This is a genomic window from Halalkalibacter oceani, from assembly GCF_040544555.1.
Classification (GTDB): domain Bacteria; phylum Bacillota; class Bacilli; order Bacillales; family Bacillaceae_D; genus Halalkalibacter; species Halalkalibacter oceani.
On the sequence record NZ_JBEPKD010000034.1, the window covers coordinates 22,035 to 36,839 of the forward strand.

Consider the following 14,805-nt stretch of genomic DNA (forward strand, 5'->3'; position numbering starts at 1 on the left):
CATCCTAGTCTGCCGCTGTTGCTCTTATCGGATCGGTATTAGTTTTCGTCAAAATGGATCGGCGCAATGCCTTCCGCTCGCCACACCGTGCCTCTTTTCTCGTACTCGAATAACTGTTCTACAGCATTTGCGATTTGAGGACCTAACTCACGATCAACCAAATACAAGGCCACATCAAGACCCGAAGTCACGCCTCCCCCGCTTACGAAGCGAGGACCATCTTCAACGACTCTTGCTTCAATCGGAATTGCACCGAGAGCTCCTAACGCTTCCATGCCTATTTGATTGGTAACCGCATGTCTATCTTTCAACAAACCTCCCATCGCAGGCAGCAGTGTACCACCGCATACTGTAGCTACAATAACTTCCTCATTGTTAAAAGCTTGTTTCAATTTCTCCGACAAGCCCGTCATCATGGCCTTCTTTAAAATATTCGGAATGGTATCTTCCGAATTTCCTGCTGGCTTGCCCGAAGCCCCGGGCACCAAAATGATTCCAGGACGCTTGGGGTCTAATGCAGCTTGCGCTTCGAGAGTCGGCCCGTTCAGACCGCTCGGGACAGAACGCTTGCCTTCCGCGGAAACCAATTCCACAGTAACTGCTCCGTTTGAGTACATTCCCGCAGCAGCAAATACTTCGTATGGTGCTAATGCGTCCAGCAGATCGAAACCATCGAACAAGACGATTTGAACATGCATCCTTTTGTCTTTGAATGGATCATTATTTTTTTTTGAATTCGCACTTGCTGCAGAGGTAACTAGACATAGAACTAGTACAAACGACATGAGTACTCCTATAATTTTTTTCATCCTACCACTGCCTTTCTGGATCGATTGATATTTCTGATAATGATGTTAGGAATGATCAACAGCAGCACAATAGAGCCGTAAACCCCTATTGTATAGCTGGTAGCGTAGTTGAGACCAAATCCCTGATAAAAAAGGGAGGTGATGAGATGAATTGTCATGTTCGTAAAACAAAAGGCGTAACTTCGGATCATCCAGTTCCGGTGCCGAATGATGCGTTTCTTTTTGATTTGTACAAGCGCCGTAATGGTGATAAACAGCCATATTAGATTAAGAGCGTTGAACCCCATACTGCTTATTTTTCCTCCGGTAGCATAAGGAGCCATATATCCGGAAGTAATCACGACAAGAAGGACGGATACTAAATAAACGTAGCCGTTTATACGGTGGAACTTGCGGCTTTTTTCAAGGACGCGGTTGGAGAAGTTGAGCAACCCTGTCGCCATGGCGATGCAGGCAAACGCAACATGAACGTGCATAACGTTGATCCAGACCGGAAGATTAAGTTCGCGCTTCAGGCCGATTTTATGGCTTATAAACGCCTTTGCTTCGGGATCGATAATAAAATTGGCCACCAAAGCGTAAAGGATAAATAGAATACTGATGCAGGCCAATAAGCCGTATGATATTTTCCACTCCTTCATGCGATCCATCCCCTCATTTTAATTGCCAAATCGCATTTATGGGTTAGGTAACACGCTTGCCTGTTAATTTGGATGCAGGCAGTATGCCGGCCCTGGCGAATCCAATCATGTCATCTCCACGCACGGTAACTTCGAATTTTAGATTTAACCGCATAGGTTTCGTGACGCGCAGCGACCAGGTGAGCTTATTGTCCTGAAGTAAGGGATTTATAAACTCGACCGTCTCATCCCCTTGTGTAGCCTGGCCTTGGACCAACCCATTCCTTATGGAAATGGAGAGCTTGACCTCCAGTTTTCCAACAGGCGTAGCAATTGTTGTATCCCAATCCCCGTCGAAGTCAGATTCTCCGGGTAATTTTATATCCGGGGTATCATAAATCATCCCCATATTGTTCGTCGCGTTCGTTTCTTCGTCGGTCTCTGCCTTGTGAGAGCCAGGCGCCCTTCCTTCTTCCCGCCAGACCGTTCCTCTCCGTTCGTATTCGAACAGTTGCTCTACCGCGTGCGCGATGCGCGGTCCAAGCTCGCGTTCCACCAGATACAGCGCTACATCGAGTCCCGAAGTAACGCCGCCACCAGTGACCAGGTTGCCGCTATCCACTACGCGTGCAGGAACGGGAATGGCTCCGGTTGCTCCAAGTACATCCATGCCCAGATGATGCGTTACCGCTGGTCTGCCCTCCAAGAGCCCTCCCATGGCCAGTAACAGGGAACCGCCGCAAACCGTGGCAACGATGATGTCATTTTGCCCGAGTGCTTGCTCAATCATTTCAACCAATTCGGTATTCAGTGCCCGCGACAGAATGGCTGGGGGCGAATTCGGCCCATCTCCTTCGACGTCGCCCGACGCGCCAGGTACAAGAATGATGCCTGTTCGTTCCGGGTTCAGTCTGCCACTCGCTTCAATTTTTAACCCGTTGATGCCGCTGGTGACGGATCTCGGCCCTTCAGCGGTAACGAATTCTACGCTTAACGCGTGTTCAGCATACATTGCCGCGGCACAAAAAACTTCGTAAGGTGCAATGGCATCCAGAAGGTCAAAGCCATCAAAAAGCACGACTTGAACCGTTAACATCCATAAACCTCCTCATATTCAAAGTCAATAGATTGATCCTCGAACCTGCGGATCGTATCAGGGAAAAGTTATTTTGTCAGAAGATCCTTCAGCCTGTGATATTCCTTCTCGTCGATTTCACCACTCGCCATCCGACCTTTTAGAATCAATGCGATGTCACGGTCTTTTGGATTGGAATCTCTGTAGCGATGACGAATCAGATAAATTCGAATTGCGACAAAAGAAAAAAGCGTAAGACAAAATAGAGCACCGAATGGAAAAAATGAGAAACTTCCGTATTCCAAGTTTGTCAACCTCCTTCATCCGTTTTTGCGTAGAACGGGCCCTAACTCGCGATATTTGCTGTCCGACTCGGCAAGAAGTATCGTAACAAACGAGTATCTCAAATGAAGTTGTATAAAGGTCACAAAACAATAAACAAATCATCACAAATTAGGTGGTTCTGTTTGTTGCATGGGGTTAAATGATAAACTAGTTTTCAAAGGTGGGATATTCATGAGTGAAATCAGTACCATACTGGTTGTAGACGATGATCAAAGCATTGTTGAACTATTGAGCGACTTTTTAGAGTATGAAAATTATCGCGTTATAACCGCTTGCGATTCTGTTCAAGCTTGGACATTGTTTGAGCAGAATTCCATTCATTGTATTGTTCTTGACATCATGATGCCGGGTCAAAACGGGTTTGAGTTATGTCGCCGGATTCGGGAGAAGAGTAACGTTCCGATCCTTTTCTTGAGCGCACGCAGCGACGATGTGGACAAGATTCGCGGCCTGACGCTCGGCGGCGATGATTATATTGTCAAAACCGCTTCACCCGGTGAAATTGTAGCCAGGATAAAAGCTGTACTACGACGTTCTGTTTCCCAACTGCAAATGAGTGAGAGAATCTTGGATTTTGGCCGCATCAAGCTAAATCTATCCACAAGAGAAGTATTCGTGGATGGGAAGAGTGTAGTGCTCACCCCGAGGGAATATGAATTATTGCGATTATTTGCCGAACACCCCAGGCATGTTTTTTCATATGAACAGATACTTTCGAAATTTTGGAATGGGGTAGGTGACAGGCATACGATTCGGGTGCACATCGGTCGACTTCGCGAGAAAATTGAATCCGATCCGAACCATCCTCAATACCTAGTCAACGTATGGGGAATAGGGTATCGCTTCGAGGGAGGTTAAGATGAGAACACTTCGTATTCGTTCGTTTACTATACTGCTTTTCTTCTTCTTAATGTTAGTGCCGTGGATCTTTTATGTGACAACACACTTCATAGAGACAAAAACGCTCAGCTTCGCAAAAAACGGAGCTCAAGCCGAGATTCTGCAAGGACAATGGATCGAGAAGATCGTACAGCTGATCGAAACCAATTCGAACAAATGGAGGGATCCGAATTGGCAAAACCAATTGCATCATGAGTTGCAACAAGCGAAAATGGAAGCGGCTATTCTATCTGCATCAGATCAAGAAATTTACCGTTCTAATCCACAGAGCCATGGCATATTGCCTTCTACCGAACGGTTCTCCATTATAGAGGACGGGCATTTGCTCGGAAAGGTCATTATTTATCTTCCGAAGTCAAATGCGGCTAAGTTCATTTCGATATTTACCGGGCTATTGTTAGCTTTTTTTATTGTCGGTGTTGAAATGCGAAGGTTTCTTCTTAAGCCTCTCGAAAAGATGAGCTTTGCAGCCAGAAAAGTCGCTGCAGGAGATTGGGACGTAGAGTTGCCTGGATCCTATATCACCGAAATCTCTGAGGTACGCGATGCATTCGAAATGATGGTGAATGGAATGCAAAAAGCTTTTCAAAAACAAGCGGAATTGGAAGAAGAGCGCCGATTCGTCATTACAGCTGTCGCTCATGATTTGCGTACCCCATTGTTCGCTTTACGAGGTTACTTGGATGGTCTGGAACAAGGCATTGCCCAATCCCCGGATAAAATAACCAAATATTTGGCCGTTTGTAAGGAAAAATCGGCGCAATTGGACCGGTTGGTAGAGGACCTGTTCACATTTACAAAGATGGAGCATGTGCAGATGGATCTTCATCATCAGAAGATTGATATTAAATTCATCATCCTGAAATCGATTGACAGTTTAAGTCCGCTAGCTCGCCAAAAGAACCTCTCGATTTCGACCCATATTGAAGACGACTGCTTCATTAACGGTGATGTGCATTTATTGGAACGAGCGATGAACAATTTGTTGGATAATGCCGTCAGACACACACCCTCGTATGGTGAAATTGTTGTTCAATGTTATAAAGAAGGTAACAAAATAAAGTTTATGATCCGTGATACCGGCCCGGGCTTCTCCTCGGAAGAACTACATCGAGTTTTTGAACCTCTATATCGTGGTGAAGCATCTAGAAATCGTTCAACTGGAGGTAGCGGATTAGGGCTGACCATTTCACAACGAATTGTAAGGCTTCACGGAGGTGAGCTCTCCGCAGGCAACCATTCGGAAGGCGGAGCGCTGCTAACGGGTTGGATACCTGTAACTAACCCAGGCTAAAATCGAAGAACGAACGTTACTGGACAATTTTCCTGATCACAATAAGGAAACATCCCCTGAAGTTCTTTGCTTTGTGGGATAGCGCCAGCAGATAAAAGGCATACCTCAAATACCCTGATTGAAAAGCCATGATACCAAAAGAATTACAATTAGCCATGGAGCCTCCGTCTTGGACGCAGTTTCCGCTCATGTTATGATAACTTAATCAACACAAATCATTTCCGAAAGGTTGAGATTTTCCTGCCATCGGTAACGACCATTGCAATGAAGCTCTTGGGAAAAGATCCTGAGAGCTTTTCATTGTAGATGAACAGAAAAGGAGAAATAAACATGATTCGGAAATCAGCATTGATTGTGTATCTGATCATTTCTTTCGGTTGGACATGGGGGTGTTGGATTTCAGCTTATCGGTGGAGCAGATCGACAGACCATTTTTTACGAACGGATATGACGATTTTTCATCTTGCCGGAAATTTTTCCATTGTTCAACTGTTATTCGCACTAGGCGTGTTCGGTCCTTTGCTCGGATTCCTTGCGGTCCGTACCCGAGAGGGAGTTATACTGTTCAGACGTCCGGGTCGAGCTGATATCCGTTTCGCATTATCTATTCCGATCGTGATCGCAATTCCGATGTTCGTACTCAGCATCCTGCTCAGCAGTTTGGCGGATGCAACATGGCAAGCGGTTGCGTTATCCGTAATCGGATATTTCATTTCAAATGTGCTGACAAGCGGAACCGAGGAGTTTGGTTGGCGCGGATATCTGTATCCTTATTTGAAGACAAGGGAACAAGATTTCTGGCACGCTGCATGGAAGGGGGGCTTCATCTGGGCATTATGGCACTATCCGCTGCTCTTTATTTTGTATGTGGACGCGGGGCTGGCTGTTCTTGTGCCTTCTCTGATTGGATTTACAGCGTCCATCGTCGCCATGAACTATATCACCAATTTTATCTTTGAACGATCAGGCTCCATCCTGCTTGTGATGGTGTTGCATGCCTTGAACAATACGGTCAGTTTTACTTTGATCAGTCTGTACCCGGAAACACCGTTCACGATTGTGAGCAGTCTGATGGCGTGGGCGGTTGTCGGATACTTGGAGAAAACATGGACAACTGGCGGCTGGCCGAGGACGAGTGAATGAACAGATCAATGTAGTGGTAATCTGGCAAGATAACTACTGCATGATATCCCGTTTCAGTCATTCGGCGTCCATTTAGCCGTACAGTGGTGAGAGCCACTACCCGCTGCTCGTGTCTGCGATCAGCCAGTTCGCTATCGACTGACGCGACAGTTTCACCCCTGACCGCATAAACAGTTGTTCCTGACGATAACGGTGCAGCACCCCACGTATTTCTGATTCACCACAATCGATGGCGAGGTCGAGTGCCCAGACACCATGGGCACAGGTATGAGACAGGTGAGGATTGGCGCGTATCGTTTAAGCAGGGCATGCTGAACATTTCGCTTTTTAGCCGTGCACGACGGGTCTAGCGTGCAGCAGCGCGATGATGACGATAAAGCTCCTGGATGACCAGCAGTTCTTTGACAGACCTCGTGTCAGCCGAGTTGTCGCCGCTCGCTTTCGTTGACGAGAGCTGGGCGGCGATTTCTTACGCTTGGATAATTTCGCAGAGCTCATTTTTTCTTGAGCAGTGTGTGAACGAATACTGGTAAGCAGTTTTAATTAGTCGAATATAAAAATAAAACCCGGATAAATCTTTGATCGTCTCGATCTGTCCCATCTTGAGCATCTCCCCGTCCCCATAACCTTTCGCTTCTCTCTATGAATAGGATACAGGAGTCTTCTGTTGCGGTCTATTCCCCCACGATTTATTGGGGGATTTCTGCTTGTTTTTTCCGGGGATTTCACTTTGCTCTTTCGGGGTACTTTTAGTCTACATTACACACTCGATTAGCCGGCTGCCCGAAGCGTTGGATCTTCCTGTCGAACCGCGCTTGCACACGAGTTATCTGCCGCAGGAGATGATTCGTTTTATTGGTCGTACATGGGAGGGGGCGCCTCTTGAGGAGCATCATCTTATTGAATTTTCCCGTTTTTACTACAAAGAGTGGCTTGAGCGGTTGAATCGGCAAAAACCGCGAATTGAACAAACGAAAAAGGCCTTTCGTGACTCCTCCCTTCAGATGGATGAGATCGACCAAGAGGTAAAACGTTTGGATAACAAGTGGGAGCACCTTCATTCGTCTGTTGAAGAAAAAAGGGAAACCTTTAAAAAGGTTATGAAATGAAGCAAATTGAACTGCAGATGATCGGAGAAGCCGGATCTTGACGGGAGATCAGCTGGGGTTCCAATCACGTGCACGATTCATCGTATAACGGGCACATGGTTTGCGCTTCCGCCCGGACCGCGTCCCTCATCTCGGCGGGCATGAGCGCTTTCACTTGTCTTCCATAACCGAGCACAATGGAGCAAGCGGAGTCGAGCGTATGGAACTCGACCTCCTCCTCGACCCATCCATTGGCAGGCAAAGCTGTGGCAGCCTCCGCAGCCGACCATCCCGTTGGTCGACTACTAATCATTCTATTGCGCCGTCAGGATTTGTGGACCTTCAGCCGTGATGGCGATCGTATGCTCGTATTGGGCGGCAAGCTTACGGTCCAGCGTCCGCGCGGTCCAGCCGTCCGGATCGATTGTCATGTAATAGGTGCCTTCGGTGATCATGGGCTCGATCGTGAACACCATGCCTTCCTTGATGCGGGGGCCTTTGCCGGGATTGCCGATATGCACATAAGTCGGCTCCTCGTGCAGGTCACGACCGATGCCATGGGCGAGAAGGTCGCGCACGACGCCGAAGCCGTGCGACTCCGCATGCCGCTGGATCGCGCTTGTCACGTCACCGAGCCGATTGCCGGGCTGCGCCTGCGCGATGCCGAGGTCAAGGCATTCCTTCGTGACGCGCATCAGCTTCTCGGCCGTAGGCGAGATCTTCCCGACCGCATAGCTCCAGGCCGAATCGCCGAGCCAGCCGTCGAGCTCCGCAACCGTGTCGATCGTCACGATATCGCCTTCCTCAAGTGGCTTATCGCTAGGAAATCCATGCGCGATCACGTCGTTGACGGAGGCGCACGTCGCATATGGATAGCCCTTGTAGCCCTTCTCGTATGGCTTGGCGCCATGCTTCAAAATAATGTCCTCGAATATGCGATCAATCTCGTTCGTCGTGATGCCCGGTTTGATGAGCGGGGCGATCGTGCGATGGCATTCGGCCACCACTTGGCATGCCTTGCGGATGGCCTCAATTTCATGCTTGCTTTTTAGGATAATCATGTTCGTATCAGGACTCCTTCGTAATAGCTTGCATTGCGAGCTGGGCGATTCGATCGACGTCCAACTCGGAAGCGCCCGTATAGTAGCGTAGCCCGCTGCAGCCGACCAGCACGACAAGCATATGGTCGACGCTGTCGTCTTCGCGCCGGGCGATCGATTGAAGCGGGACGTACAAGCGTTCCATGAATCGTCTCTTGACGGGGTGCCGATCCTTCTCAGGCAAGCCTGCATAATGTTCCGCCGCCATTTTGTAGACGAGATATGCGCGGGCATCCGACTGCCACAGCCGGAGCAACGCCTTGCAATACGTCAACAGTTGACTATCATTCGGGCTTCCGCCTCTGATATTCGCCCATTCTGCCAGGGCTTGCTCGCATCGCTCGAAGCCGCTATCCAGCACATCTTCGATTAATAAATGTCGGTTGGGGTAATAATGGTATACCGTGCCGTAACCGAGTTTGGCCTCGCGGGCGACGTCGCGAATATCAAAGCTGCCTCCCGTGCGGAAGTAGGCGTGCGCGGCGGCGTCCAGGATCTGTTCTCTGCGCTGCATGCGGATCAGCTCATTTTGTTCTTTGGTACGGGGGCACATGGACGAATGAACCTCCTTGTTTAGACCTGCAAATTTGTCGATGAAAATATAATAAAGCATGGGGCGAGGAGATGCAAATATTCAGGCGACAGTAGCAGCATTAAGTTCCTCACGGATAACGATCGTTGAACTTTGCTCAGCTGCGAATCTCGAAAAGCGAGCCCCATGTAGAGAAAGGGAGCTCGCTTTTTTAAACGATGATTTTGTCTTTCGTTGTGTCATAAAAGCGAGGCAGCAAGTTGTACAGATTAGGGCGATTTTGGACTCATATTAAAGTCGACCGGCGCAATGCCTTCCGCTCGCCACACCGTGCCTCTTTTCTCGTACTCGAATAACTGTTCTACAGCATTCGCGATTTGGGGCCCTGATTCGGGTTTGCTGAACGATTTTTATCCCGCGCTTCATTCAGCAAATTCAGATCGGTCGGATACGCCACATCCGCCGGGGCGCAGGTGGCGTCCACCAACAGTGTCCCTTGATTCGGTTGTTCTGGCGTTTCCGACGCCGCGGTGGAATCGATGGCCTCATCGGTCTCAAGTTCGGACGCTTCCGGTGGCGCCGCCGATCACGTTGCTTGGATCGTTGTCATCGTCTCTCATTTCCTTCGCGCCCTCGGTGGCGATGATCTCGTTCAGCTCGGCCAGCACGTCCGTCAGACGTTTGCGGAAATGCGTCATCATGGAATGGTGGAACGGCGGCTTCATGACAAATCCGGGCAAACCGATGAAGTATTGCATATAGGGATTCTCGCTGATCGACGCCAGGGTTTCTCTATCGGTCAACTGCATGCGCTCCTGAATGATCAGCGCGCCGAGCCCATCCGCAGGCTGATCGTTTGCTGACCGCGGAAGGTGTCTTTGAAGAAACGACCGTATTTCTGTTCAGCCGCCGCCCACGACACCAACTGAGCCAACTGAACCCAGCGATTCCCTTCATCCAGTTTTCCGCCGAAGGGAAGAAAGAAATCGCCAGGCAGGATCAATTGATTGTCGAGGTGTGCTGTCGTCTTGAACATTTTCATCGCTCCTTCTGCAAGGATTTTGGGCTGTTTTCCGAAGATTCCTTTGCATATGATTTCGACATACAAATCCCGAATCCCTTGTGCTTACTCGACCGAACCCCATAATACTGGAGGTACTCTTCTTTTTCAAAGTTCAATATAATTCATTACAGGAATGCTCCTTTGTAAATGCCGCATACGCTTCGGCTACTTGTCCGTTCGGATCATGCTTATAAATGCTCTTCCCCTTGGCGCTCGTTTCCGCCGCACGGATGGAAAGCGGAATTTCCGTTTGAAACACACGCAGCTTGTCTCCATAATCACGCCGAAGAACAAAGGAAATATCCTTGGCAAAGTTGGTCCGGTTGTCCACCATCGTCAGCAGCACGCCATCTACCAGCAACTTCGGGTTGATTTGGCGTCGGACACGGGAAACGGTTTGCAAAAGCTGCGTCATTCCTTTCGCCGGTAAATAATGCGCCTGAACCGGAATGATGACGCTATCAGCGGCCGCCAGTGCATTGATGGTCAACATGCCCAAGCTGGGCATACAGTCAATAAGGACATAATCATAGTCCTTTTTCACCTTGTCTATATAGGAGCGCAAGATCGTTTCCCTGCTCATTGTATTGACAAGCGAGACTTCAACAGCAGACAATTCGATGTTACCGGGCATTAGGTCAATCCCTTCGGGATGGTGCAAAATGCCTTTTTGGGGCGGATACGATTCTTCCAACATATTTTTAACGAGCAGTGTAGCCAAAGAAATTGACAAATTATCCGGTTCGCGGTAACCCAACGCATCTGTCAAATTGCCTTGTGCATCCGCATCCACTAGAAGAACCTTTTTACCTTCAGTCGCCAAGCCAATACCCAAATTAACAGCCGTAGTCGTTTTGCCGACACCGCCTTTCTGATTGGCAAGAGCAATCACCTTCGTCATTCGCTGTTCCTCCTTTCATGAAAAATGCCGGCTGCCTGAGAGGGACAACCGGCTCTTTGAAGAAATATCTATATAAAAAGAGAACGCCCCGATAAGGACGCTCTCTTGGATATTCTTGTTTTCAATTAAAAATCACTAGGTGTATCTATCCATTCCAAGTCGAGAACAATAGAAACCTCGATTTTATCGTTTAACACCTTATTCCTGTAGTCCTTTCCATTAGTCGTAAACGAAGCATACTTTGCAGAATACTGATAATTCAGTACTTCTACGTATCGTCTCGACATATTCCTATTACGCACTCCACATGCGTTGATTGCGGAAACATATCTACCGGCTGTACTTCCTTCGTCGTGTAGCCGCCTTCTTCGAGCACCTTCAGGTCGCGGGCGAGAGTGGCGGGGTTGCAGGAGACGTAGACGACGCGCTTCGGCTTCATGTTGAGCATCGTCTCAAGCAGGGCCAGGTCGCAGCCTTTGCGCGGCGGGTCGACGACGATGACGTCGGGCCGGATGCCTTGGGCGTACCACCAGGGCATGATCTTCTCCGCTTCGCCGACGGCAAATTCGGCGTTGGTGATGCCGTTGAGCCGGGCGTTGCGCTTGGCGTCGGCAATGGCGTCGGGTACGATTTCGACGCCGTAGACGTGCTTGGCGCGCTGGGCGAGGAAAAGGGAAATCGTGCCGATGCCGCAGTAGGCGTCGATGACGGTTTCGCTGCCGCTTAAGTCGGCGTATTCGAGCGCTTTGTCGTAGAGCACCTTTGTTTGCTCGGGATTGACCTGATAGAAGGAGCGCGCCGAAATCGCGAATTTGATCTCGCCGATCGAATCGTAAATGTATTCATCGCCCCAGAGGACGCGTGTTTCGTCGCCAAAAATGACGTTGGTCCGCTTTGAATTGATGTTGTGAACAATTGATTTCAGATTAGGGATTTTGCTTTTAATTGCCTCAATCAGCTGCTGTTGTTTTGGCAGCTCTTTGCCTCTCGTAATGAGGACGACCATGATGTCGCCGGTCTGTTTGCCGTAGCGGGCGACGACATGGCGCAACGTGCCGCGGTGCTTGTCTTCGTCATAGCCGCGAATGCCGAGCTCCTTGGCGATCTGCTTCACTGTACGGATGATGGCGTCATTTTCTTCATGCTGAATCAAGCATTCATCCATATCAATGATCCGATGGCTGCGCTCCTGATAGAAGCCGGCAATCAGTCCGCCTTCCCGTTCTCCGACAGGAACCTGTGATTTGTTGCGGTAGCGCCATGGCTCGTCCATGCCGAGCGTCGGATGAACTGGAATGCCGCTAATCCCACCAATCCGTTCCAGCACATCCTTGACCTGCTTTTGCTTGACGCGAAGCTGGGCGTCGTAGCCGAGATGCTGCAGCTGACAGCCGCCGCATTGTTGATAGATGGGACAGGAGGGTTCGACGCGATCCGGACTGGCTGTTTCGATGCTGAGCAGGCGGGCAAAGCCGTAGCCTTTGTTTGTTTTGATAACTTTTATTTGCACGACCTCACCGGGGAGCGCTTTTGGAACAAAGAGCGTGTAGCCCTCAACCTTGGCTACTCCCGCGCCTTCGTGGGTCAGATCTTCTATTTTCACTGTAAGCTGTTGATTCTTTTGTACAGGTGGCTGTTGTTTTATCATGTTTGTCCGTCCTTTTTGGTCAAATTTCTGCTCATTATTGTACCACAAATCAAGGAGCGGTTTCTTTTCTGCCGGTTTTAGTCTTTTTTCTGCAAGGGAAGATAAATGTCGTACTGAAGATATTCTTTCGAGGCGTTGTCTCTGCTGCGGTCATAGCGTTCTATCGTTAATGCGCTCGGGTTCTGCCGATAGCCGTTCTCCTTTATCCAGGAAAACATCGTGCGGTAAGTGGCGGTGACTTCAGCAGCCGGGCCTTGATGCGTTGCTTTCGCGTACGATTTTCCCGGAATCTGAAAGCCTGTCATCCCGCTTGGCATCGTCCGCAGTTCATCAACAGCCAAGGTGACGTAATAGGTGAATTCCGTTTCACGGCTATGAAATGGCGCATAAATCCATTCCGTAGTGACAGGAGCTTCGATTTCAGCAAGACGCTGCTCAAATTGCGAGAATAAAAGCGGAATTTCAGACGAATTCGCATATGGACCACTCCACGCGAAGCCGACTACATAAAGATCTTCTAGCGTCACTACTTGAATCTCCATGATACTCCCCCTCCATTTTCAATTAAATGTTATTCGTTTCGACATTGATAGGATAGGGATTGGTGCACTGGCGTTTCTCCATCTCATTGATCCCCGAGGCTACATTGGAAGGCTGCACAGCTTTATTTTCCAGCTTATAGGCCGGAGAAGAAAAAAGCTGTCGCCCCGTGTAAAGGACGCTACCTCTTCTCCACCCCGATCCCTGATAAAATAATCACGTAAGAAAAGCGCGTAGCATCCTTTCTTAGAAGTGGCTTTCGGGACGCTACAATCATTTAAGGATCGCTTGAAAGAACCCCGCTTTCAGCCATCCGCGTAACGCGCGAAGCCGACGCCCCGAAGTATCCCGAAAAGGTCGCCCGTCGTTATTCTACAGACAGCTTCCCCGCTGCGTTTCATTTTGCCAAAAGGTATTTTTCCTTTCAGCAATCCGGAAAACGGGGGTTTGGAGTCAGCCCATCACTCAAAGGAGACATTTATTTTTTCTTCAGCTTTCTTTCCTTAGGGGTGAGCATGTGAAAGTGGTGATACATATTGACGAATTCAGCAGGTAAAATGCCTCCATATTCGCCGTCTAAATTCAGCTGCATTTTTCCTTCCACCTGAATCTTGATTCTGTTAGCTTGGACATATTTTACTTTCGGATGATGTAGATGCTCTCCCCGCAAAGTCAAGGTTGCGAGGCGTAAGAGATCTGGAAAGGATAGTTTCTCCACGATAATAAAGTCAAACATCCCATCCTGAAGGGAGGCGTCGGGGGCGAGCTTTTCAAATCCGCCGACAGAATTCGTATTGGATACGAGAAAAATCATAATTTCACCCTCGTATAGCTTGCCGTCATATTCGATCCGGACGTTTGTCGGCGCGATTTGCGGCAGCTTTTCGATCCCTTTAATATAGTAGGCAAGCTGCCCGATCGCGGTTTTCAGCTTGCTCGGCACTTCATAGGTCAGCTCCGTCAGCGTTCCGCCGGCAGCAATATTAATAAAGTAGCGGTCATCAATCCTCCCGACATCAATCGGTTCGATATGCTCGCCGGCCAGCACATCACACGCTTTCTCAATATCGCGCGGAATGCCGAGGGCCCGGGCGAAATCATTTGTCGTGCCGGCCGGAATGAGGCCAAGCAGCGGGCGCTCCTCTAAATCGGCCAACCCGTTGACGACTTCAAACATTGTTCCGTCCCCACCGGCTGCGACGACAAGGTCATAGCCGTTTTCACCGGCTTTGCGGGCGGCCCTTTTGGCGCAGCCTTCCCCGGTCGTCGCGTGAGCTGATGTTTCATAGCCGGCTCCTTCAAGCCGGTCAAGAACATAGGCGAGATTTTTACGGATCTGTTCCCGCCCTGAGGTTGGATTGTAAATGAGCCTAGCTCGTTTCATGTCGCATCCCCTACTTACAAAAAGTTAACATGATCCACTTTTTGTCATTATTTTTCTGTCCTTATTGTACCGCTTTTCACGAGGAACGACAAATGAATAAGAAAACCGCAGAGCGGCTTTTCTTAGAAGCGGCGTGCGGAGCCGTTACCATCTTTTACGGAGGGTTGAAAACGGGATTTCTTCAGCCCTCCGCGTAACGCGCGAAGCCGCCGCCCTTCCTCGAATCAGCCCAAAAATCTTATCCTTTCTTATCGTTTAAAAAAGATCCTGAGACAAAACTAGCTTTGGACCTACTGGCAATGGCTTCACACGCCACAAGCCCGTTGTGAGAAACCCACTCACAACGGGCTTTAAAAGAGCGTG

Annotated in this window: 15 protein-coding genes and 3 pseudogenes; 4 read left to right on the forward strand and 14 right to left on the reverse strand. The window is 49.1% G+C overall.

What is annotated here, in order from left to right; all coding sequences use genetic code 11:
- Positions 1–38 precede the first annotated feature (38 nt).
- The 4 genes from ABMB67_RS21570 to ABMB67_RS21585 all read right to left on the reverse strand — a co-directional run bounded on the left by ABMB67_RS21570 (position 39) and on the right by ABMB67_RS21585 (position 2,809).
- Complete coding sequence (locus ABMB67_RS21570) at positions 39–809, reverse strand: DJ-1/PfpI family protein (RefSeq protein ID WP_354573272.1); 771 nt, start codon at positions 807–809, stop codon at positions 39–41.
- Complete coding sequence (locus ABMB67_RS21575) at positions 806–1,450, reverse strand: DUF2306 domain-containing protein (RefSeq protein ID WP_036623456.1); 645 nt, start codon at positions 1,448–1,450, stop codon at positions 806–808. Before ABMB67_RS21575 ends, ABMB67_RS21570 begins: the two co-directional genes overlap by 4 nt.
- A 43-nt stretch (positions 1,451–1,493) precedes the next feature.
- A complete protein-coding gene (locus ABMB67_RS21580) occupies positions 1,494–2,525 on the reverse strand; it encodes a DJ-1/PfpI family protein (protein WP_036623458.1) in 1,032 nt (343 codons plus the stop codon).
- Between the two features lie 68 nt (positions 2,526–2,593).
- A complete protein-coding gene (locus tag ABMB67_RS21585) occupies positions 2,594–2,809 on the reverse strand; it encodes an SHOCT domain-containing protein (protein WP_115311194.1) in 216 nt (71 codons plus the stop codon).
- 211 nt (positions 2,810–3,020) lie between these two features.
- Here ABMB67_RS21585 and ABMB67_RS21590 point away from each other — a divergent pair, with 211 nt between their 5' ends.
- The 4 genes from ABMB67_RS21590 (at position 3,021) to ABMB67_RS21605 (ending at position 7,295) form a co-directional block, all read left to right on the forward strand.
- Positions 3,021–3,707, forward strand: coding sequence for a response regulator transcription factor (locus ABMB67_RS21590; protein ID WP_036628261.1), 687 nt, complete (start codon positions 3,021–3,023; stop codon positions 3,705–3,707).
- A 1-nt stretch (position 3,708) separates the two neighbouring features.
- Positions 3,709–5,043: a sensor histidine kinase gene (locus ABMB67_RS21595; protein WP_036623462.1), complete on the forward strand. Its 1,335-nt coding sequence runs from the start codon at positions 3,709–3,711 to the stop codon at positions 5,041–5,043.
- Positions 5,044–5,373: 330 nt separating this feature from the next.
- A complete protein-coding gene (locus ABMB67_RS21600; RefSeq protein WP_036623465.1) occupies positions 5,374–6,186 on the forward strand; it encodes a CPBP family intramembrane glutamic endopeptidase in 813 nt (270 codons plus the stop codon).
- A gap of 707 nt (positions 6,187–6,893) precedes the next feature.
- A complete protein-coding gene (locus ABMB67_RS21605) occupies positions 6,894–7,295 on the forward strand; it encodes a hypothetical protein (RefSeq protein WP_036623467.1) in 402 nt (133 codons plus the stop codon).
- Positions 7,296–7,359: 64 nt separating this feature from the next.
- On the opposite strand, the gene ABMB67_RS21610 is transcribed toward ABMB67_RS21605, so the two are convergent.
- The 10 genes and pseudogenes from ABMB67_RS21610 to ABMB67_RS21645 all read right to left on the reverse strand — a co-directional run bounded on the left by ABMB67_RS21610 (position 7,360) and on the right by ABMB67_RS21645 (position 14,442).
- Positions 7,360–7,587, reverse strand: coding sequence for a WCX domain-containing protein (locus tag ABMB67_RS21610; RefSeq protein ID WP_354573273.1), 228 nt, complete (start codon positions 7,585–7,587; stop codon positions 7,360–7,362).
- 1 nt (position 7,588) lies between these two features.
- On the reverse strand, positions 7,589–8,335 hold the full coding sequence (gene map, locus ABMB67_RS21615) for a type I methionyl aminopeptidase (RefSeq protein ID WP_036623469.1): 747 nt from the start codon (positions 8,333–8,335) through the stop codon (positions 7,589–7,591).
- 7 nt (positions 8,336–8,342) lie between these two features.
- Positions 8,343–8,927 (reverse strand): TetR/AcrR family transcriptional regulator, encoded by a 585-nt coding sequence (locus ABMB67_RS21620; protein WP_036623471.1) that lies wholly within the window; start codon positions 8,925–8,927, stop codon positions 8,343–8,345.
- A gap of 248 nt (positions 8,928–9,175) precedes the next feature.
- Positions 9,176–9,298, reverse strand: a pseudogene (locus ABMB67_RS23490) (DJ-1/PfpI family protein); the annotation flags it as partial.
- A gap of 17 nt (positions 9,299–9,315) precedes the next feature.
- A pseudogene (locus ABMB67_RS23495) lies at positions 9,316–9,484 on the reverse strand (IS5/IS1182 family transposase); the annotation flags it as partial.
- Between the two features lie 27 nt (positions 9,485–9,511).
- Positions 9,512–9,942, reverse strand: a pseudogene (locus ABMB67_RS21625) (transposase); the annotation flags it as partial.
- Between the two features lie 139 nt (positions 9,943–10,081).
- The gene (locus tag ABMB67_RS21630; RefSeq protein ID WP_354573274.1) at positions 10,082–10,870 is read right to left on the reverse strand and encodes a ParA family protein; all 789 of its coding nucleotides are present in this window, start codon (positions 10,868–10,870) and stop codon (positions 10,082–10,084) included.
- Positions 10,871–11,138: 268 nt separating this feature from the next.
- Entirely contained in the window at positions 11,139–12,518 is a 1,380-nt protein-coding gene (gene rlmD / locus ABMB67_RS21635) for a 23S rRNA (uracil(1939)-C(5))-methyltransferase RlmD (protein WP_354573276.1), read from the reverse strand.
- A 77-nt stretch (positions 12,519–12,595) separates the two neighbouring features.
- A complete protein-coding gene (locus tag ABMB67_RS21640) occupies positions 12,596–13,060 on the reverse strand; it encodes a GyrI-like domain-containing protein (RefSeq protein WP_354573275.1) in 465 nt (154 codons plus the stop codon).
- A gap of 476 nt (positions 13,061–13,536) precedes the next feature.
- Positions 13,537–14,442, reverse strand: a complete 906-nt coding sequence (locus tag ABMB67_RS21645) for a diacylglycerol kinase (protein ID WP_251194483.1) — start codon at positions 14,440–14,442, stop codon at positions 13,537–13,539.
- Positions 14,443–14,805: the final 363 nt, after the last annotated feature.

Excerpts from the sequence above, each read along its gene's own strand:
- ABMB67_RS21570 (WP_354573272.1), bottom strand. The coding sequence starts at position 809 with ATGAAAAAAATTATAGGAGTACTCATGTCGTTTGTACTAGTTCTATGT.
- ABMB67_RS21575 (WP_036623456.1), bottom strand. The coding sequence starts at position 1,450 with ATGAAGGAGTGGAAAATATCATACGGCTTATTGGCCTGCATCAGTATT.
- ABMB67_RS21580 (WP_036623458.1), bottom strand. The coding sequence starts at position 2,525 with ATGTTAACGGTTCAAGTCGTGCTTTTTGATGGCTTTGACCTTCTGGAT.
- ABMB67_RS21590 (WP_036628261.1), top strand. The coding sequence starts at position 3,021 with ATGAGTGAAATCAGTACCATACTGGTTGTAGACGATGATCAAAGCATT.
- ABMB67_RS21595 (WP_036623462.1), top strand. The coding sequence starts at position 3,709 with ATGAGAACACTTCGTATTCGTTCGTTTACTATACTGCTTTTCTTCTTC.
- ABMB67_RS21600 (WP_036623465.1), top strand. The coding sequence starts at position 5,374 with ATGATTCGGAAATCAGCATTGATTGTGTATCTGATCATTTCTTTCGGT.
- ABMB67_RS21610 (WP_354573273.1), bottom strand. The coding sequence starts at position 7,587 with ATGATTAGTAGTCGACCAACGGGATGGTCGGCTGCGGAGGCTGCCACA.
- map (WP_036623469.1), bottom strand. The coding sequence starts at position 8,335 with ATGATTATCCTAAAAAGCAAGCATGAAATTGAGGCCATCCGCAAGGCA.
- ABMB67_RS21620 (WP_036623471.1), bottom strand. The coding sequence starts at position 8,927 with ATGTGCCCCCGTACCAAAGAACAAAATGAGCTGATCCGCATGCAGCGC.
- ABMB67_RS21630 (WP_354573274.1), bottom strand. The coding sequence starts at position 10,870 with ATGACGAAGGTGATTGCTCTTGCCAATCAGAAAGGCGGTGTCGGCAAA.
- rlmD (WP_354573276.1), bottom strand. The coding sequence starts at position 12,518 with ATGATAAAACAACAGCCACCTGTACAAAAGAATCAACAGCTTACAGTG.
- ABMB67_RS21640 (WP_354573275.1), bottom strand. The coding sequence starts at position 13,060 with ATGGAGATTCAAGTAGTGACGCTAGAAGATCTTTATGTAGTCGGCTTC.
- ABMB67_RS21645 (WP_251194483.1), bottom strand. The coding sequence starts at position 14,442 with ATGAAACGAGCTAGGCTCATTTACAATCCAACCTCAGGGCGGGAACAG.